The sequence below is a fragment of the Verrucomicrobiota bacterium genome (assembly GCA_016871495.1).
In the GTDB taxonomy this organism is placed as follows: Bacteria; Verrucomicrobiota; Verrucomicrobiia; order Limisphaerales; family VHDF01; genus VHDF01.
The window spans coordinates 35,051-52,793 of record VHDF01000030.1; the positions used below are offsets into that span (position 1 = coordinate 35,051).

Below are 17,743 nucleotides of genomic sequence, written 5' to 3' on the forward strand. Positions count from 1 at the left end.
TCCGCGCGAAAAGGTTCCTGAAAAAAGCACCGCCCGCCCCCCCGGCCTCACTTGGCAAATTCCACGCAGCGGCTCTCCCGAATCACGGTGACCCGAATTTGACCCGGATACTGCAACTGCTCCTCGATCTTCCGCGCAATGCCCCGTGCCATCATATGGGCCTGCGCGTCGTTCACACTTTCCGGCTGCACAATCACCCGCAGTTCGCGCCCCGCTTGCACCGCGAAACAACGTTCCACGCCCGGAAAGGACTTCCCAATCTCCTCCAAATCCCCCAGCCGCTTCAGGTACGTCGTCATCGTTTCCAACCGCGCTCCGGGACGGGACGCGCTCATCGCATCGGCGGCACTCGCCAGAATCCCATAAAGTCCCACGTGCGGGACCTCGTCATGATGGGAAGCCACTCCCTGCACCACCTCATCCGCCTCGCCGTGGCGCTTAATAAACGCCGCGCCGGCCGCCGCATGCGAACCTTCCGCGTCTTGTTCCATCGCCTTGCCAATGTCGTGCAGCAAGCCCGTTCTCCTCGCTAATTCAACGTCCAACCCCAATTCCGCCGCCAGCAACCCCGCCAAGCGAGCCACCTCCACCGAATGATCGAGGATGTTCTGAGTGAAACTGTACCGGAATCGCAATCGTCCCAATTTGCGTACGATCTCCGGATGCAACGGTTGCGTTCCCGCCCGCGTCACCGCGTCCTCCCCGGCACGGTCAATCGTCTCGTCCATCTCCTGGCTCACCTTGCCCACCACTTCCTCGATGCGCCCGGGATGAATCCTCCCATCCAGAATCAACAGCCTCATCGCCTCGCGGGCTACCGCCCGCCGCACCGGATCGAAGCTGGACAGCACCACCGCGTTCGGCGTGTCGTCAATCAGGACCGTCACCCCCGTCGCTTGCTCAAAGGCTCGGATGTTTCTCCCCTCCTTCCCGATGATGCGCCCTTTCATGTCATCCCCCTGGAGTGCCACCGTGGCCGTGGTGGTCTCAAAGGTGTGTTCCCCGGCGTATCGCTGAATCGCGATCGCAATGACCCGCCGAGCTTCGTCTTCCGCCCGCGCCTTGGCCTCCCGCACGATGCGACGGCTGATCTCCACCGCGTCGCCCAAACTTTCCCGCTCCACATCGGCCAACAACTGCTTCCGTGCTTCGGTGGCGCTCAACCGAGCGGCCTTCTCAATCCGCTCCCGCCACTGGATTTCCAATTCGTCCAGAGCTTTCTGGTGGCCATTCTGGTCTTGCGCCCGGCGTGTCCATTCCCGCTCGACGGATTTCAATTCCTCTTGCTGTCGCTGAAGCCGCGCCCATTGCTCGTTCATCAGGCACTCCCGCTCCGACAGCCTTCGGCCCGCTTCGTCCAAATCATGCTGGCGCTCGGACCAGCGGCGATCCTGTTCGTCCCGAAACTTTTGCTGCTCGGCCAACCCCGCCGCCTTCGCCTCCTTCAAGGAGGCTTGGTGTTCGGCCGCCAAACGCGCCCTTTCCAATTCCGATTCACGCGCCCGTTGCCTGCCGCGCGCCCAACTCCAAGCCCAAACAGCCAAGGCCCCCGCCGCGAACGAGGCGCATCCCACCCAAATCATCATGGTCGATCCAGACATCAATCGGCTTGCGCGGATCGGCAACGCCAGCACCCCGATGGGGTGAACAAAAACTCGACCCGGACGTCATGCGCCTCGAACGGAAGTTCCGCCACAACCTGTTCGTCAAACGCCACCCCGCAATGAATCCCGCCCGTTGCCGCCAAAAGCCGGTCGTAATACCCCTTCCCCCGGCCCAAGCGCAATCCGCATCGCGTCCACGCTATTCCAGGAACCAAAACCAAGTCCAGTGGGTTCAAAGAAAGGGTCTCACCATCCGAGCACGGCTCCAAAATGCCAAACTGGCCCGCGACACAGTCCGCCCAGCCCCTCTTCATCCAGGCCGCCACATACTCCCGCCCGTCCCAGCGCGGCAAACAAATCTGTTTCCCCTCCTTCATACCCACCTCGCAAAGCCCCCGCACGTCTGGCTCAAGTTGAATGGGCGCAAACAACAGCACCCGCTTTGCTTCCCGCCAAATCGGCTGCGCTCGCACTCCCGCCACAATCCTTCTCGAACCCTCCTCCCGCACCGCCACCGGCATCGATTCCAAACGGGCGCGAGACTCCTGGCGCGCCTCCGCCTTGGCCACCACCACCGAATGCTCCGTCGCGCCGCTCATCGTTTCGAGGAAGCCGGTGCGGAAGAAACACCCGTCGCCTTTTTCCAATGTTCCATCCGCTCTCGTATTTTACGCTCATGCCCCTGATCGCTCGGCTCGTAAAATCGCCTCGCCGCCCCCAAGTAATTCTGCGCCACATGATGCCCCGCGTAGTCATGCGGATATTGATACCCTTCCCCATGCCCCAAGCGGCTGGCGCCCTGGTAATGGCCGTCGCGCAAGCTGGGCGGCACCGGTAACGTGCGCCCGTTTCGCACGTCCTCCAAGGCCGCGTCGATCGCCTTCACCACACTGTTGCTCTTGTTCGCCGTCGCAATGTAGAGCGCCGCCTCGGCCACCGGAATCCGCGCCTCCGGCCAGCCAATGAACTCCGCCGCCGCATGCGCAGCCTGAGCCACCACCAGCGCCAAGGGATCCGCCAAGCCCACGTCCTCCGCCGCATGAATCATGATCCGCCGGGTGATAAACCGCGGATCCTCCCCCGCGTGAATCATCTTCGCGAGCCAGTAGAGGGTGGCGTCCGGATCCGAACCCCGCATCGATTTGATGAACGCCGAAATCGTGTCGTAGTGCGCGTCGCCATCGCCGTCGTACACCACCGCCTTCTTTTGAATACACTCCTCCGCGATCGAAAGGGTGATGCGAACGCGCCCATCAGCGTCCCTGGCCGTCGTCAACGCCGCCAACTCGAGCGCGTTGAGAGCCTTGCGGGCGTCACCATCCGAGATCCTGGCCCAATGCGCCAGCGCCTCCGCCCCGGCCTCCACCGCCATGGCTCCCAGCCCGCGTTCGGGGTCCGAAATGGCCCGCTCCAGCAGTCCTCGCAACGGTCCTTCCTCCAACGGGCGAAGCTCAAAAATCTGGCTGCGCGAAACCAGCGGCGCATTGACGAAGAAAAACGGATTGTGCGTCGTGGCACCGATCAACTTGACCACCCCGGCCTCCACATCCGGCAGCAGCACGTCCTGCTGCGGCTTGCTGAAACGGTGAATTTCATCCACGAACAACAGCGTGGGCTGGCCCGTGTTCGCCAGGCGGTTGGCCGCCGCCGCCAAAACCCTGCGCATGTCAGCCACATTCGATTCCACCCCGCTCAACCGTTCAAACTTCGCCCGCGTCTTCGACGCGATCAATTGCGCGAGCGAGGTCTTCCCCGTGCCGGGCGGACCATACAGAATCAGGGATTGAATCCGGTCCGCCTCGATCGCGCGGCGCAACAACTTGCCCGGCCCCAACAAATGCTCCTGGCCGGCAAATTCCTCGAGCGTCCGCGGACGCATCCGTGACGCCAGCGGCGCCGGACGCAACGGAGCCTCCCTCGGATCCAGCCCAGGCCCGGCCGTGGACCCCGGCGGCTCCACACCGCTCCTTGCAAACAGATCATCCGCGCTCATGCCTGCATGCTAAAATCCCAACGGCAAATAGCAAGGAAGTGCTGGCAGGGCGCCCTCCGCGACGGCCACCCTTCCAGCCTGCCGGGAATCCTCGGGATCCCTTCGAACACACCCTCCGTTTCCCCCTCACTCGAGCCGCAACTCGTTTGGTCCGCATCCCCCGGCGGTCAATCTTTTCTTTTCCACGTCGCCACAAACATGCCGTTTCCGCCGTTCGTCTGAGGCCAAAAAAAACGGGCCGGTCTGGCCTCGGTGCGGGCGTCGAAAGGATCCGCCTGCGCGCACGGATCGAATCCCTGAACCTCGCGTTGAAACGCATCCACCACTCCCCAGGTTTCCGCCCGTGTCATGGTGCATACGGAGTAAATCAAGCGCCCGCCCGGTTTGACCCGGCTCGATGCCCAACGGAGCAATCTGGCCTGCACGACACTCAACTCCTCGATATCCCGCGGTTCCAGCACCCATCGCGCATGCGGATTCCTCTGCCAAGTCCCGACTCCCGAACAAGGAGCATCCACCAACACGCCATCGCAAAGAGTCTTCATGGGCGGCTTCCCTTCCCCCAGCCAAGTCCTTGTTCGATAATTGAAAACCCTGGCCCGCGCCGCGCGCATGCGCAGCCGGCGCAATCGCCGCTCGGACCGGTCTGTGGCCCAGATCAAACCGCGGCTTTCCATCAGGTCGGAAAGATGCAGCGTCTTGCCTCCCTCCCCGGCACAGACATCCCACCAGGTCTCGCCGGCGCGGGCTCCGCAGATCGAACCCACCCCCTGGGAAGACAGATCCTGCATCTCAAACTTGCCCTCCTGAAAGGCCTCCTCGCGCCACAGATCGCGCTCCCCCTCATAACGCCAGGAATCCGGCAGCGGCCCCGGACTCACCTCCGGCAGCCACCGTGGCAATTCCAAAGTCCATCGGCGGGGCGTGCGCAGCCACAACATCGGGTCTCGCTGCAAAGCCCGAAACCACCCGGGCTCCGCATCCAAGTGCGCGTGGATCCAATCCGGCACCGCATGTCGCTCGAAGGCGGATTCCTCGAAACCACCCGGGTTCTCCTCCGAGCGGCGCGCCCAGCCCAGCGCTTCCTGCACGCTCTCTCGACTCGGGACCGGGGATTCGAGAAACCCCCGCCATCGCGCGTGGGTATGCACCGCCTGGCTGACCCAGGCCCGTGCCTCGGGACTCATTCCCCGTTCTTCGCGCAACGCTTCCCGCAACGCGGCGTCCGCCGGATGTCCGCGCCCGGATTCGGACAGCACCCGGAGGACCAACGCCAAGTCGGAATCGGAAGTTCTGGAGCTTCGAAAAGACATGGGATGTCGCACGGACCGTTTTTGGGGCAGGGACAAAAAAAAGGCGAGGCCGGCTTGCGCCGGCCTCGCTGAATTCACGCCTTCTCTCCGCCCTGCGAAGGGGGCGAACGTCGAAGGAGTCAGGATCAGTAGTCCATGTCACCCATGCCGTGACCGCCGCCGCCCGCCGGAGGAGCTTTCTTTTCCTTCTCGGGAACTTCGGTGATGAGGCATTCGGTGGTGAGGAGCAAACCGGCGATCGAGGCCGCGTTCTGCAGCGCCGAACGGGTCACTTTCTTCGGATCCACGACGCCCGCCTTGACGAGGTCTTCGTAAGCGCCGGTGGCCACGTTGTAACCGTCGTTGCCCTTGCGCTTCTTGACTTCCTGCACAATGAGGGAGCCTTCGACACCCGCGTTGCCCGCCAGCGCGCGCAACGGGAACTCCACGGCGCGCTTGACGATTTCCACGCCAATCGCTTCGTCGCCTTCCAGCTTGAGGGCCTCAATGGCCGGCAAACAGCGCAACAACGCCACGCCACCCCCCGGAACAATGCCTTCCTCAACCGCAGCGCGGGTCGCGTGCAAAGCGTCCTCCACGCGCGCCTTCTTTTCCTTCATTTCGGTTTCGGTCGCGGCGCCGACATTGATCACCGCCACGCCGCCGGCCAGCTTGGCCAAGCGTTCCTGGAGCTTCTCGCGGTCGTAGTCCGAGGTGGTCTCCTCGATCTGGCGGCGAATCTGATTCACCCGGCCTTGGATCTCGGAGGACTTGCCGTTGCCTTCAACAATGGTGGTGTTTTCCTTGTCCACCACCACGCTCTTGGCGCGGCCGAGGTCGTCCAGTTGCAGACTCTCAAGCTTGATGCCGAGGTCCTCGGTGATGCACTTGCCGCCCGTGAGGATGGCAATGTCTTCGAGCATGGCCTTGCGGCGGTCGCCAAAACCGGGCGCCTTCACGGCACAGGCGTTGATCGTGCCGCGCAGCTTGTTCACCACCAGCGTGGCCAGGGCTTCGCCCTCCACTTCCTCGGCAATGATCAAGAGCGGCTTGCCGGTGCGCGCCACCTTCTCCAGCACGGGCAGAAGATCCTTCAGACTGCTGATCTTCTTCTCGTAAATGAGGATGTAGGCGTCATCCAGCTTCGCTTCCATGGATTCGGAATTGGTCACGAAGTAGGGAGACAGATATCCCTTGTCGAACTGCATGCCTTCCACCACGTCCAGCGTCGTCTCGATGGACTTGGCTTCTTCCACCGTAATGGTGCCGTCCTTGCCGACCTTGTCCATCGCGTCGGCGATGATCTCGCCAATCGTCGTGTCCCAGTTGGCCGAGACCGTCGCGACCTGCTTGATTTCTTCCTTGTCCTTGACCTTCTTGGCGACTTTCGCCAACTGCTCGGTCGCGGCTTCCACCGCCTTCTGAATGCCGCGTTGGATGCCAATCGGATTGGCCCCGCTGGTCACGTACTTCAAGCCTTCGCGATAAATCGCCTCGGCCAGCACGGTCGCGGTGGTGGTGCCGTCGCCCGCTGCGTCGCTCGTCTTGCTCGCGACTTCGCGCACCATCTGAGCGCCCATGTTTTCGTACGGATCGTCCAGCTCGATCTCCTTGGCGACCGTTACGCCGTCCTTGGTCACCGTCGGGGAGCCGAATTTCTTGTCGAGAACGACGTTGCGGCCCTTCGGCCCGAGCGTTGCCGCCACGGCCTTAGCCAGTTTGTTCACGCCGCGCAGAAGCGCCTGCCGGGCGGCTTCGTCAAAAATAAGTTGTTTCGCTGCCATAGTACTGTTGAGGGATGAGAGAGTTCGGTTTCAGTTGTTAGTCCACAATCGCCAGGATGTCGTCCGAATTCAGGAGCTTGTACTCCTTGCCGTCGAGCTTCACTTCCGTTCCACCATACTTGCTCACCAGCACTCGGTCGCCAACCTTGACTTCAAACGGAATTTTCTTCCCGTTATCATCGGTCTTGCCCGTGCCCAAGGCGCGGACCAAGCCCTCGGTGGGTTTTTCCTTGGCGGAATCAGGAATAATGATACCGCCCTTTTTCACTTCCTTCTCCTCGACGGGTTCGACCAGAACACGGTCGCCGAGCGGTTTCAGGTTCAGTGCCATAGTTGTATGCTTCGCTTTGGTTCTTACTGCTTTGCTGCTTTGGACCTGTTCATCGCCCGCGGCACCCGCCGCGGGAAAACGGAGTTTGGCCGGACGGGGGATGTTTCCGCCGGCCGTCTCACTCCCCAGGTTCGAAATCACTTTTTCGGGTCATCCACCACTTCCGCGTCGATAATCGGGCCGTCGTTCTTGCGACCGGATGGGCCGCCGACGCTTTCGCCCGCAGCTTCGCCGGGAGGCTTGTCCGCCCCATCGCCGCCCGCCCCCTGACTGGCTGAGGCCTGCTTGTAAAGTTCCGCCGACACGGACTGCCATGCGGCGTTCAATTGCTCCGACGCCGTGCGAATGGCCTGCGCATCGCCGCTCTTCAAAGCCTCTTGGACCGCCGCCGCCGCCTTCTCGATCTTGGCCTTGTCCTGCCCTGGAATTTTGTCGCCGCTTTCCTTGAGCATTTTCTCCGTGCGGTAAACCGCATTGTCCGCCTCGTTCCGAGCCTCCACTTCCTCGCGGCGGCGCTTGTCGTCGTCCGCGTGGGACTCGGCGTCCTTGCGCATGCGCTCCACCTCGTCCTTGGAAAGCCCGCTCGAGGCCGTAATGGTGATCTTCTGCTGCTTCCCCGTGCCCAAATCTTTAGCGTTCACGTTCAGGATGCCGTTCGCATCGATGTCAAACGTGACCTCGATCTGCGGCACTCCCCGTGGCGCCGGCGGAATGTCCGTGAGCTGGAATTTTCCAATGGTCTTGTTGTCCCGGGCGAACTGCCGCTCGCCCTGCAACACGTGAATCTCCACCCCGGGCTGACTGTCGGAGGCCGTGGAGAAGATTTCCGATTTACGGGTCGGCACCGTTGTGTTGCGCTCAATGAGCCGCGTGAACACTCCCCCCAAAGTCTCGATGCCCAGCGAAAGGGGCGTGACGTCAAGCAACAATACGTCCTTCACGTCACCCTTCAGCACTCCACCCTGGATCGCCGCGCCGACCGCCACGACTTCGTCGGGATTCACGCCCTGATGGGGCTGCTTGCTCACCAGCGCCCGCGCCGTCTCCACCACCCGCGGCATGCGGGTCATGCCCCCCACCAGCACCAACTCGTCGATCTTCTCCGCCGGCAGCTCGGCGTCCTTCAAACAGTTCCGCGTGGGCAACATCGTGCGCTCGAACAAATCGTCGCACAATTGCTCCATCTTGGATCGGCTCAGCTTCAGACTGATGTGCTTCGGGCCGCTCGCATCCGCCGTGATAAACGGCAAATTGATGTCGTACTGCTGCGAGCTGGATAGAGCGATTTTCGCCTTCTCAGCTTCTTCCTTGATGCGCTGCAGCGCGTCGGCCTGCTTGCGCAGATCCATTCCGTGCTCACGCTTAAACTCGTCCAGAATCCAATCGATGATCTTGTTGTCCCAATCATCGCCGCCCAAATGCGTGTCGCCGTTGGTCGCCTTCACCTCGAACACCCCGTCCCCGATCTCCAGCACCGAGATGTCAAACGTCCCCCCTCCCAAATCGTAAACCGCGATTTTTTCGTCCTTCTTCTTGTCGAGCCCGTAGGCCAGCGAAGCCGCCGTCGGCTCGTTGATGATGCGCAACACTTCCAAACCCGCAATCTTCCCCGCGTCTTTGGTCGCCTGGCGCTGCGAATCGTTGAAATATGCCGGCACAGTGATGACAGCCTGGGTGATCGTCTCCCCCAAACGCAGCTCCGCATCCGCCTTCAGCTTGGCCAGAATCATGGCTGAAATCTCGGGGGGGCTGTAAATCTTGACCTTACCCTCGGCCTCCACTTCCACCGCGGCATCCCCATTCGCGGCCCGCACCACCTTGTACGGCACCCGCTTGATCTCTTCCTGAACCTCCTCGTACTTGCGCCCCATGAAACGCTTGATCGAATAAACCGTGTTCCGCGGGTTCGTCACCGCCTGACGCTTGGCCGCGTCACCCACGAGCCGCTCACCCGATTTCGCGAATGCCACCACCGACGGTGTCGTCCGCTTGCCTTCGGAATTCTCCAAAACCAAAGGCTCGCCCCCCTCCATCACCGCCATACAGGAGTTCGTCGTTCCAAGATCAATGCCAATGACTTTTGCCATATATTGAATCGCTCACCTCCACCCCAGCAAGGAAAGTGCCGAACTATCTCAACCATCTCAACATGCTTTTAATCAAACACTTGCATTAATATCTACTCAACCATCACACATTCGAAACGAGTCAACGTGTCGCATGTGTGTCAATTCGGATGGCACACACCTCACACCACGCGGCCCTGTTTTCCGATGCTTCTCCGCCCCTTTCGACTGGTCCAATCCACCCTTCCAAGAAATGATGACGGCCTCATGACCGAAGCCCAAAATCCTTCCATCCCCGATTTGCCGCGCTGGCCCTTCTGGTTGGCTGACGCTGCACTCCTCGCCGTCGCCTTCTGGGTGGCCTACCACGGACGACCGCATTTTGGCCCCGTCCACGCCGCCGCCTGCGTCCTGGCGGTGGCCGCAGGAGCTTTCCTCAGTGTGTCGCCCTACCTGATCCACTATAAATCCCTCCAAACTCAGGAAAAACACGAGGCACTCCTCACCGCCCTCGGTCGTCTCGACCGGCTCACAGAAATCCAAAACTCCATCCAATCCGCCTCCTCAAACTGGCAGCTCGCCCAGGAATCCTCGAAGCAAATCATCCAGTCCTGCCGCGAAATCTCGGACAAAATGTCCGTGGAAGCCAAAGCGTTCGGCCAATTTCTGCAATCGACGCAGGATCAGGAGAGAGCCCAACTGCGACTGGAGATCGAGAAACTGAAGCGGAGCGAAGGCGACTGGCTTCAAGTCTGTGTCCGGACCCTGGATCACGTCTACGCGCTTCATGCCGCCGCTCGCCGCTCGCAGCAACCTGAGCTCGCCACTCAAATCGGAAATTTCCGCGCCGCCTGCCAGGACGCGGCCCGACGGATCGGTTTGGTGATGTTCGAGGCGCAACCCGGAGAAAACTTCGACGCCCGTGGTCACCAGCCCGTGGAAGGCGGACCGGAACCTGCCCCGGGATCGATCATCCTCGAAACGATGGGGCCGGGCTACACCTTCCAAGGCCAGCTGCTTCGACGCGCCGTGGTCACGCTCACCCCCACTCCAACTTCAGATTCCTCCGAGCCCGGCCCAACGGCCTGAACGAAGATTCGGTTTCCCCGCGTCCTGAGCCCGAAGATTTCGTCCTTGTTTGGCGACTGGGAATTTCCGGGCTGGGGAAACCGCGCCCTGGTGGCACGAAAACGGATCCTTGAGGCGTGGTCCGAGGAAGAACTTCTTCCAACGGGGTGTGCAGTGAGGATGGCATCCGTTTGTTGAACGGGGGGGCGCGGTCGGCGCATCCAGAGGTTGTCGGTGACCGGGTTGTCGTGGTCACGCAGGCTGCCCAGCCTGCGGGGCGACGAAGGAAACCCGGCGCGTGGAGAGCATGGAAGGGCCTCGTTCTTCACCCGCAGCGCCGACGGGCCGTCGGCGATACGGCAGGCTTGGCAGCCTGCGCCACACCACAGACAACTTCCGGATGCACGGGGGCGCGTTTCAATCTAACCCGCATTGCTGCAACTCGATGGGGAACGTTTCCCAACCCCGTCGAGGGTGAAAGATGCGGGTTAGGGCGTGCAGACCACGGGTGAAAGACCATCCGGGCCAGGCACCGCCCACTCGCTCACCAGCCGTTCTCCCTCCGGAGTCAGGAGCGACACCCATTGGGCATCATCCACGCGCTTGACCCATCGGTGGCCTTGGGCGGCTGTACGCCCCATCTCGGGCGATCCACCGCGAGCTTTCGCTTCCTCCATTTGCCGTTTTAATTCAGGAGAGTATTTCTCGAGATAAGCGATCCTGCGGGAGGCGGGATCCTCCGGTCGTCCGTTGGTCGAGATCACGACGGCACGCACCCCGTCCTCCGTGGTGTCGTTCATGCCCCGAATAGGCGGCACAAGCCCGCGCTCTGCCACAAAGAGCTTCTTCTCGCTGAGATCGTAGAAGAACGCTTTTTCGCTCACACCGGAATCTTCCCGCCAAAACCGCATCAGAAAGAAACCGGCAACTCCCAGCATCAAAAGGGAGCCCGCAAGTTTCACCCATTGAACGCGATTCATAACCCGAGGCATCAGTGAGGATCCGCCTTCACTGACCACCAGCATTCATTCGTATGACACGGAATCCTCCCCGAATCCAACCGGTCGGTGTGACCGTCGGCAAAGGCATAATTCGCCTTCCGCGCATGTCGCACGGATCCCTTGTCCCCCTGAGCCACCCGGTTAAATCCCGGCGCATTGGCGTCCCCGAGCTCCTTCCAAATCCACCAGCGATCCCGCGGCCAAACTCCATTCACATCGCTATGACCGTCACCGAACAGGATCACCCGCGAGGAGGATTCAATGGCGGAGCTGCGGCACACATTGTTCTCGTACTCCCGCGGGCGTCCGAAGGGCGGCGGCGCCCCACCCGCCACCCAATGCACGTTGACCGCGCCGATGCCGCTGGGAATATCGATCTCCGCATCCTGGAACTGGCCCAGCAACGCATCGTTCCCCGGCCCCGTCTTTTGTCCCGCCCGCCGCGCGCTGGCATACACTTCCTCCTTCTCCGATGGACAATCAAACACCCGGGCGGTCCTCCCCGCGTAGGGATAGAGAAAAGGCCGCCAAGTGGTTTCCCCGGAGGGAATCCTGGCCTGGATCGGCGGATACCACTCGTCGTGATCCCCCGCGTAGAGCTGGGTGGCGAGAGCCAGTTGCCGCATGTGGTTGGCGCAAAAGGTGGCTTGGGCGCGCGCCTTCGCCTTGCTCAACGCCGGGAGCAGCATGGAGGCAATCAGCGCGATGATCGCAATCACCACCAGCAACTCGATCAACGTAAAGCCAGGAGGCAAAGACGAATCTTTCTCACGGAGGAGTGTTTTCATAACTTGAGATTCGCGTTGCGGTGCGGTCGGAACCATGCGCCTTCGACGGTCATCAAGCAAGCTGTGCGGAGCGAAATCCGTCGTCCGGCATTGCTTATCCTGGAATCAGGGAGAGCCCGGTTCCACGAATATCGGCCGAGCCTTTTCTGGGGCAACCACGGATCACAAGGATGGATGGAGAATGCCTCGCTCTCCTGGAGTTCCAGGCAAACGGTCGATCATCCTGATTCTCATCGAGCCGACCGCAAGCCTGTTTGCATCCGCAAGGGTGCTGCCAGGGCGAAGGCATTCACCCAGGGCGGGCCATGGAGCGTGAGAGAATCGCCGCGGCCGATGGGCGCGAGCGGAAGCGCCGTGAACGGCGCGCCCCGACAACGTGCGGACGCACCTCCGTGGATTGGGAGAGGGGAATACCTCTTGCCAAGCGAGCGGCGTTGCGTCCACCATTTTGAGTTCACTGCGCGGGGCACCTGCAGCATCCGAACACCTACCGATGGCTACGAAGCATTCGATGAAAAGTCTGGTTTCCTTGCTGACATGGGTGCTGCTGTGGAGCGCCCCCCTCCAGGCCGCCCCAGGGGCGGGGAGTCGCGAAGTGGGTCTGTCCGTCGGACAGCCAGCGCCGGATTTCCGATTGCTGGACCAATCCGGAAAAACGGTGAGTTTGGCAGAAATGCTCAAGAAAGGCCCGGTCGCCCTGGTCTTCTTTCGTTCGGCGGATTGGTGACCCCACTGCCAGAAGCAGTTGGTTCAACTGCAACAAGCGGCGAAAACAATCGAAGCGTCAGGGGGCCAGGTCGCCGGGATCAGTTTTGATGCCGTGGAAGTTCTGCAAAAATTCGCCCAACGGCGTGGCATTGCTTTCCCCCTTCTGTCCGATCCCGGCAGCAAAACCATCGACGCCTATCGCATTCGCAACGAGGAAGCCGAAGGACGCACCCGCGGCATTCCTCATCCCGGCACGTTCATCGTGGATCGAAAAGGAGTGGTCCGATCCAAGTTTTTCATGGAGAGTTACAGCGATCGCCACCCCCCAACCGTTCTCGCCGAAGCCTTGAAAGCAGCTCGATAGAGAGGCTCCCGCCCACACCCTCCGTCGATTGCCGAAAACGGCTCCGTTGCCGTCCTGTCCAGACGCACCGCCTAAACACCTGCCACGAGGCTGATTGGACCGCCAACCGGCCAGGGATGCGACCCGCCCATCGAAGGTCTTCGTCGAGACTGTTCTGAGCGCAAAAAGCTCTCGAATTTTGACAATCTTTTTTGTGGCTTTTTCGATTTCTCCTGATAGGTTCCTCCGCCTTTGCCAGGCGCAACGAAGTCCTTCGGGAAATTTCCTCGCATGGTGAGCCCTTTGTTCACGGCCTTAAAACAAAGCAAGTTGTGACGACGAAAAAGACATCCGTCAAGAAACGCGCGCCTCATCCGGCGCACAAATCCAAGTCGGTCGGTTCGGCGACTTCCGCCTCGATCTTGGGCGCCGCGTCGGTGGTGGCGGCCAACAACGGGGTCCCTCCGCACATCCGGCACGAATGGGTCAAATACTACAAGAACTTGCTCGATTTGCGGGAGCGCCTGGCCAATCAAATGAGTGGCTTGGCCAAAGAATCCGCCGAGGAGATGTCGACCTACAGCCTCCATATGGCCGATTCCGGCACCGACAACTTTGACCGGGACTTCGCCCTCAGCCTGCTTTCCTCGGACCAGGATGCGATCTACGAGATTGAAGAAGCTCTGAAACGCATCGAAAAAAACGCTTACGGGATCTGTGAACTCACCGGCAAACCCATCCCCAAAGCCAGGCTCGACGCCATTCCGTGGACTCGTTTCACGGTGGAGGCTCAAGCGCAACTCGAACGGGACGGCGCCCTGCGTCAGCGCAAATTAGGCACATTGGGAACGGTGGACACTGTTGGCGCGGTGGAAACCGAAGAGGAAGAGGCCGAGGAAAAACCCGCCAAGGAGAAAGAATAACTTTCCGCAGAACTTGAATTTTTTATGCCTCGCGAGATCGTCACCATCGAATGCACGGAAGCGCGCAAAGAGGGCAAATCCCCCTCCCGCTACCAAACTTCCCGCAACAAAAAGCTGAAAACGGAAAAGATCGAGATCCGGAAGTACAACCCGGACCTCAAGCGGCACACGCTTCATCGGGAAATCAAGTGATCGTTTATGCCACGCAAAAATCAAAAAGAGAAAGACAGCAAAGGCCGCGGCGGGAGAAGCCACGAAACCCGCACCCCCAGGCCCAAGCCCAAGATCGATTTCACCTTCGACGCCCTTGATTTCAAGAACGTCACCCTGCTGCGACAATTCGTGACCGATCGCGGCCGCATTCTGCCCCGCAAATACACGGGGCTGCCCGCCCATTATCAGCGCCGCTTGAACCAGTCCATCAAGCGCGCCCGAGAAATGCTGCTCATGAAGTAGTTCGCGGCTGCAAAGTCCTTGCCACCCCAATCCGCCGTTGCGGATTGGGGTTTTGCATGCCAGCTTCGTGCAAATGAATTGCAGCAAAGACCCATGGCTCCGGAGGTTCGTCTGGATCTGGCTTGCCGCGATCGGGCAGGTCAGCTTCGGAGCCACCGGAATCCTTCCGGTTCAAGCGCAAGCATCCGGGGACACGAACCGCCCCCCCTTGATCGTAGCCGGATCCTATCCCGCCTACTGCCTGGCGGTCAAAGCCGCCGGCCCGCTCGCTCGAATCGAGGTGGTGGGCGGGACCGAAACAGGTCCTCACGGACACCAACTGACCCCCAGCGAGCTCCGAAAACTTGAAGAGGCACGGCTCGTGGTTCTGCTCGGACTCGGTCTCGAAGGATGGGCCGAGAAATACCGGGCCATGAGGGGCAGCCGCACTTCCCCGGTCATCGTCGAATGCGCGGCCGGACTTTCCGCCGAGTTGATCACCGGCGATGACAGACACGGACACGCGCCGGGCGAAGGCCATGAGCATGCCTCCGCCGGTTTCAACCCCCACATCTGGCTCGACCCCGTGCTCGCCCGGCATGCGGTCAGGAACATCGAACGCGCCTTGGTCCAGACGTTCCCGGAACAAGCGGACGCCTTCCGCAAACAAGCCCGCGCGGGCGAGGCCGAACTGGAAACGCTCCACCAACAGATCGAGTCCGCCTTGAAAGAGGTTCGCATTCGGAAAGTGGTCACCTATCATGATGCTTTTCCGTATTTCTTTAAACGGTTCCAGCTCCAGTCCGCCGACGTCGTCCAGCCGCAGGCCGATGCCAGCCCTACTCCCCGCACCCTGGCTCGACTGGCCAAGCGCATGCGCGAGGAAAAGATTCGTGTGGTCTTCACCGAGCCGCAATTCAATCCCGCGCACGCGCAGAGGCTCGCCCGGGATCTGGGTGTCGAAACGGCTTCCCTCGACACCCTCGAAACCGGCGAGCTGGATCCGAGACACTACGACCGGGCCATGCTTCTCAATGCGCGCACACTCGCGCGGTTTCTCCGATGAGCCGTGGCCTCCCAGTCGTCTCCATCCGCGGACTCCGCGTTTCCCTCGGCGGGCAGGAGGTCTTGCGCGGAGTGGATTTCGAGGTGAACGAGGGAGAACTGGTCGCTTTGATCGGACCCAACGGGTCCGGGAAGACCACACTGCTCAGGTGTTTGCTCAGGTTGCAGGGCGTCCAGGCGGGAGAGATCAGACTCTGGGGATGCCCCCCCACCCCGCCGGTATTGCGGCGAGTGGGTTACGTGCCGCAGCGGCTGAATTTGGAACCAAGTTTTGTGCTCAGCGTGCGGGAGTTTTTGGCGTTGAAACGGCAAGACACCCGCACTTGGTTCGTGCAGCGCAAATCGACCACAGACCACGCGCTGGAGCGTTGGATCAGCGAGTTCGATTTGAGGTCCCTGCTCGACCGCCCGGTGGCACGGCTCTCCGGAGGGCAGTTGCAGCGGGTGCTCATCGCATTCAGTCTCTTGAATGATCCCGAACTGGTCGTCTTCGATGAGCCCACCGCCGGGGTGGACACACCCGGGGAGCAATCGTTCTATGAAATGATCGGCGAAGTTCAGTCGCGTCGCAAGATCACCGCCTTGCTCGTCTCCCACGATTTATCCATGGTTTACCGGCATGCCTCGCGGGTCGTCGCGCTGAACGGAGTCGTTTGTTGCGAAGGGACTCCGGAGGAGGTCATGAACGCCGAGTCACTGAAAGCCGCCTACGGCATCCATGTGGCCCCCTACCATCATCATCATCATCACGGACATCCGCATGACCATCCACACCTGCCTCACCGAGGAGGCGAGCGTTGAAGTATTAGCCCATGTTTGAAGAGCCCTTCATGAGACGTGCCCTGCTGGCCGCCGTGTTGCTCGGCCCCCTGTGCGGGGGACTGGGGGTTTTCGTCATGGCCCGGCGCATGTCCTTTTTTAGCGACACCGTCTCCCATGGCGCCCTCACCGGGATTGCCGTCGGCCTGTTTTTTGGACTCACCGACCCCACTTTGCCCATGTTGGCCTTCAGTCTCGGGATCGCCGGAGCCATCCTGTGGCTGAAACAGAGAACCGCGCTCCTGACCGACACCATCATGGCCATCCTGATGTCAGGCTCGATGGCGGCGGGCATCCTCCTCATCACGCGTCAAAAAACTTATGTTGGCGACCTCCATCGCTACCTTTTTGGTGACATCCTGATGATCGACAGCCGCGATTTGTGGCTGGCCGGCGCTCTGGGTGCGGGGACATTCCTCTGGTTGTGGCGCCAGCTCAGCCCGCTCGCCCTGCTGACCGCCCACGAGGAGCTGGCGCACGTGGCGGGCATATCGGTCAGCCGCTTGAATTGGGGGTTCACGGCTCTGATGACGCTGGCCGTCACCATGAGCATCCGTTTGCTCGGCATCGTGCTCGTGACGTCCTTGCTCGTCATTCCAGCCGCGGCGGCACGCAACGTGAGCCGCAATCTGCGCCAGCATCTCTTGCTCGCGGTTGGGGCTGGCCTGGCAGGCGGAGTCGGAGGCACCACGCTTTCTTACCAGTTTGATCTGCCGTGCGGCCCAAGCATTGTGATGACTTGCGTGGCTCTTTTCCTTGTTTCCCTGCCCGCCCGGAATGTCGTCCGGAGCTCCGCCTGAAAACGAATCCACCCGTCGAACGACGGACCACGATATGAAATGCCATTGCCATCCTCAGCCGACCGGAGACATGAACGCCCTGGCGGGCCAATTGAGGAAGACCTCTCGCCGGGTCACGGGCCCTCGCAAAGCCGTGCTTGAATTGCTGCGCCGCCATCGTCATCCCATGACGATCAAAGAAATTCACGACTCCGTTTCACATGAGAGCGTGGATCTCGCCACGGTTTACCGGTCCATGCACCTGCTGCAGGAGATGGCACTGGTCAAGAAATTCGATTTCGGTGACGGCGTGGCCCGCTACGAAATGACCGAGGAAGGGGGACGCGGACACCATCACCATCTTGTCTGCCGACGCTGTTTCTTGATCGTTGAAGTCGAAACCTGTTTTCCGTCGGAGCTGGAATCAGGAATTGCCTCCAAACATGGCTTCTCCGAAGTCACTCACACTCTGGAATTCTTCGGAACCTGTCCACGCTGCCGGAACCTCCCTGATCCACGGGTAATTCGGTAGCGATTCAAAAAAACCGCTTCAGGACGCATCAGATGTGAATTGTTCTCTTGCAATGTTATATACATCATGTATTTATTTCGCATGCCAGCTCGCTTGCCCGTCCAAGCCAAGTCGCCGTTCGCCATCGATCCCAAGCCGCTCGACGAGACCGCTTCGTCTCATGCGGGGCTCTTGGCCACTTCGCGCGTCTATCGCTCGCTGAAGCTCCCCGA

General features: G+C 61.0%; 19 protein-coding genes. 10 read left to right on the plus strand and 9 right to left on the minus strand.

The window, feature by feature from the left end:
- Nucleotides 1-47 precede the first annotated feature (47 nt).
- The 7 genes from rny to dnaK all read right to left on the minus strand — a co-directional run bounded on the left by rny (nucleotide 48) and on the right by dnaK (nucleotide 9,091).
- Nucleotides 48-1,601, minus strand: a complete 1,554-nt coding sequence (rny, locus tag FJ404_08795; GenBank protein ID MBM3822965.1) for a ribonuclease Y — start codon at nucleotides 1,599-1,601, stop codon at nucleotides 48-50.
- Nucleotides 1,601-2,203, minus strand: a complete 603-nt coding sequence (locus tag FJ404_08800) for a 5-formyltetrahydrofolate cyclo-ligase (protein MBM3822966.1) — start codon at nucleotides 2,201-2,203, stop codon at nucleotides 1,601-1,603. The genes rny and FJ404_08800 overlap by 1 nt, the downstream gene beginning before the upstream one ends.
- The gene (locus FJ404_08805; protein MBM3822967.1) at nucleotides 2,200-3,597 is read right to left on the minus strand and encodes a replication-associated recombination protein A; all 1,398 of its coding nucleotides are present in this window, start codon (nucleotides 3,595-3,597) and stop codon (nucleotides 2,200-2,202) included. Before FJ404_08805 ends, FJ404_08800 begins: the two co-directional genes overlap by 4 nt.
- A 167-nt stretch (nucleotides 3,598-3,764) precedes the next feature.
- The gene (locus FJ404_08810) at nucleotides 3,765-4,910 is read right to left on the minus strand and encodes an RsmB/NOP family class I SAM-dependent RNA methyltransferase (protein ID MBM3822968.1); all 1,146 of its coding nucleotides are present in this window, start codon (nucleotides 4,908-4,910) and stop codon (nucleotides 3,765-3,767) included.
- A 125-nt stretch (nucleotides 4,911-5,035) separates the two neighbouring features.
- Nucleotides 5,036-6,673, minus strand: a complete 1,638-nt coding sequence (gene groL / locus FJ404_08815; protein MBM3822969.1) for a chaperonin GroEL — start codon at nucleotides 6,671-6,673, stop codon at nucleotides 5,036-5,038.
- Between the two features lie 37 nt (nucleotides 6,674-6,710).
- Entirely contained in the window at nucleotides 6,711-7,004 is a 294-nt protein-coding gene (locus FJ404_08820; protein ID MBM3822970.1) for a co-chaperone GroES, read from the minus strand.
- 137 nt (nucleotides 7,005-7,141) lie between these two features.
- Nucleotides 7,142-9,091 carry a molecular chaperone DnaK gene (gene dnaK, locus FJ404_08825; protein MBM3822971.1) on the minus strand — a complete coding sequence of 650 codons (1,950 nt, stop codon included), beginning with the start codon at nucleotides 9,089-9,091 and terminating at the stop codon, nucleotides 7,142-7,144.
- Between the two features lie 186 nt (nucleotides 9,092-9,277).
- Between dnaK and grpE the strand changes: the two genes are divergently transcribed.
- A complete protein-coding gene (gene grpE / locus FJ404_08830) occupies nucleotides 9,278-10,159 on the plus strand; it encodes a nucleotide exchange factor GrpE (GenBank protein ID MBM3822972.1) in 882 nt (293 codons plus the stop codon).
- 467 nt (nucleotides 10,160-10,626) lie between these two features.
- Here grpE and FJ404_08835 read toward each other — a convergent pair whose 3' ends face one another.
- Complete coding sequence (locus FJ404_08835) at nucleotides 10,627-11,118, minus strand: hypothetical protein (protein ID MBM3822973.1); 492 nt, start codon at nucleotides 11,116-11,118, stop codon at nucleotides 10,627-10,629.
- 11 nt (nucleotides 11,119-11,129) lie between these two features.
- Nucleotides 11,130-11,927: a prepilin-type N-terminal cleavage/methylation domain-containing protein gene (locus FJ404_08840; GenBank protein MBM3822974.1), complete on the minus strand. Its 798-nt coding sequence runs from the start codon at nucleotides 11,925-11,927 to the stop codon at nucleotides 11,130-11,132.
- 511 nt (nucleotides 11,928-12,438) lie between these two features.
- On the opposite strand from FJ404_08840, the gene FJ404_08845 reads away from it, so the two are divergent.
- The 9 genes from FJ404_08845 (at nucleotide 12,439) to FJ404_08885 (ending at nucleotide 17,531) form a co-directional block, all read left to right on the plus strand.
- The gene (locus FJ404_08845; GenBank protein MBM3822975.1) at nucleotides 12,439-12,654 is read left to right on the plus strand and encodes a redoxin domain-containing protein; all 216 of its coding nucleotides are present in this window, start codon (nucleotides 12,439-12,441) and stop codon (nucleotides 12,652-12,654) included.
- A gap of 18 nt (nucleotides 12,655-12,672) precedes the next feature.
- On the plus strand, nucleotides 12,673-12,999 hold the full coding sequence (locus FJ404_08850) for a peroxiredoxin family protein (GenBank protein ID MBM3822976.1): 327 nt from the start codon (nucleotides 12,673-12,675) through the stop codon (nucleotides 12,997-12,999).
- A 311-nt stretch (nucleotides 13,000-13,310) separates the two neighbouring features.
- A complete protein-coding gene (locus tag FJ404_08855) occupies nucleotides 13,311-13,901 on the plus strand; it encodes a transcriptional regulator (GenBank protein ID MBM3822977.1) in 591 nt (196 codons plus the stop codon).
- Nucleotides 13,902-13,925: 24 nt separating this feature from the next.
- Complete coding sequence (rpmG, locus tag FJ404_08860) at nucleotides 13,926-14,093, plus strand: 50S ribosomal protein L33 (protein ID MBM3822978.1); 168 nt, start codon at nucleotides 13,926-13,928, stop codon at nucleotides 14,091-14,093.
- A gap of 6 nt (nucleotides 14,094-14,099) precedes the next feature.
- Nucleotides 14,100-14,357 (plus strand): 30S ribosomal protein S18, encoded by a 258-nt coding sequence (gene rpsR, locus FJ404_08865; GenBank protein ID MBM3822979.1) that lies wholly within the window; start codon nucleotides 14,100-14,102, stop codon nucleotides 14,355-14,357.
- A 73-nt stretch (nucleotides 14,358-14,430) separates the two neighbouring features.
- Complete coding sequence (locus FJ404_08870) at nucleotides 14,431-15,402, plus strand: hypothetical protein (GenBank protein ID MBM3822980.1); 972 nt, start codon at nucleotides 14,431-14,433, stop codon at nucleotides 15,400-15,402.
- The gene (locus FJ404_08875) at nucleotides 15,399-16,202 is read left to right on the plus strand and encodes a metal ABC transporter ATP-binding protein (GenBank protein MBM3822981.1); all 804 of its coding nucleotides are present in this window, start codon (nucleotides 15,399-15,401) and stop codon (nucleotides 16,200-16,202) included. The genes FJ404_08870 and FJ404_08875 overlap by 4 nt, the downstream gene beginning before the upstream one ends.
- An 11-nt stretch (nucleotides 16,203-16,213) precedes the next feature.
- Entirely contained in the window at nucleotides 16,214-17,020 is an 807-nt protein-coding gene (locus FJ404_08880; GenBank protein MBM3822982.1) for a metal ABC transporter permease, read from the plus strand.
- Nucleotides 16,998-17,531, plus strand: coding sequence for a transcriptional repressor (locus FJ404_08885; GenBank protein ID MBM3822983.1), 534 nt, complete (start codon nucleotides 16,998-17,000; stop codon nucleotides 17,529-17,531). The genes FJ404_08880 and FJ404_08885 overlap by 23 nt, the downstream gene beginning before the upstream one ends.
- Nucleotides 17,532-17,743: the final 212 nt, after the last annotated feature.

What these genes read in the sequence shown, in the direction of transcription:
- grpE (MBM3822972.1), top strand. Translation starts at nt 9,278, where the DNA reads ATGCTTCTCCGCCCCTTTCGACTGGTCCAATCCACCCTTCCAAGAAAT.
- groL (MBM3822969.1), bottom strand. Translation starts at nt 6,673, where the DNA reads ATGGCAGCGAAACAACTTATTTTTGACGAAGCCGCCCGGCAGGCGCTT.
- FJ404_08840 (MBM3822974.1), bottom strand. Translation starts at nt 11,927, where the DNA reads ATGAAAACACTCCTCCGTGAGAAAGATTCGTCTTTGCCTCCTGGCTTT.
- FJ404_08820 (MBM3822970.1), bottom strand. Translation starts at nt 7,004, where the DNA reads ATGGCACTGAACCTGAAACCGCTCGGCGACCGTGTTCTGGTCGAACCC.
- FJ404_08870 (MBM3822980.1), top strand. Translation starts at nt 14,431, where the DNA reads ATGAATTGCAGCAAAGACCCATGGCTCCGGAGGTTCGTCTGGATCTGG.
- rny (MBM3822965.1), bottom strand. Translation starts at nt 1,601, where the DNA reads ATGTCTGGATCGACCATGATGATTTGGGTGGGATGCGCCTCGTTCGCG.
- FJ404_08805 (MBM3822967.1), bottom strand. Translation starts at nt 3,597, where the DNA reads ATGAGCGCGGATGATCTGTTTGCAAGGAGCGGTGTGGAGCCGCCGGGG.
- FJ404_08845 (MBM3822975.1), top strand. Translation starts at nt 12,439, where the DNA reads ATGAAAAGTCTGGTTTCCTTGCTGACATGGGTGCTGCTGTGGAGCGCC.
- FJ404_08800 (MBM3822966.1), bottom strand. Translation starts at nt 2,203, where the DNA reads ATGAGCGGCGCGACGGAGCATTCGGTGGTGGTGGCCAAGGCGGAGGCG.
- dnaK (MBM3822971.1), bottom strand. Translation starts at nt 9,091, where the DNA reads ATGGCAAAAGTCATTGGCATTGATCTTGGAACGACGAACTCCTGTATG.
- FJ404_08835 (MBM3822973.1), bottom strand. Translation starts at nt 11,118, where the DNA reads ATGAATCGCGTTCAATGGGTGAAACTTGCGGGCTCCCTTTTGATGCTG.
- rpmG (MBM3822978.1), top strand. Translation starts at nt 13,926, where the DNA reads ATGCCTCGCGAGATCGTCACCATCGAATGCACGGAAGCGCGCAAAGAG.
- rpsR (MBM3822979.1), top strand. Translation starts at nt 14,100, where the DNA reads ATGCCACGCAAAAATCAAAAAGAGAAAGACAGCAAAGGCCGCGGCGGG.
- FJ404_08880 (MBM3822982.1), top strand. Translation starts at nt 16,214, where the DNA reads ATGTTTGAAGAGCCCTTCATGAGACGTGCCCTGCTGGCCGCCGTGTTG.
- FJ404_08885 (MBM3822983.1), top strand. Translation starts at nt 16,998, where the DNA reads ATGTCGTCCGGAGCTCCGCCTGAAAACGAATCCACCCGTCGAACGACG.
- FJ404_08810 (MBM3822968.1), bottom strand. Translation starts at nt 4,910, where the DNA reads ATGTCTTTTCGAAGCTCCAGAACTTCCGATTCCGACTTGGCGTTGGTC.
- FJ404_08875 (MBM3822981.1), top strand. Translation starts at nt 15,399, where the DNA reads ATGAGCCGTGGCCTCCCAGTCGTCTCCATCCGCGGACTCCGCGTTTCC.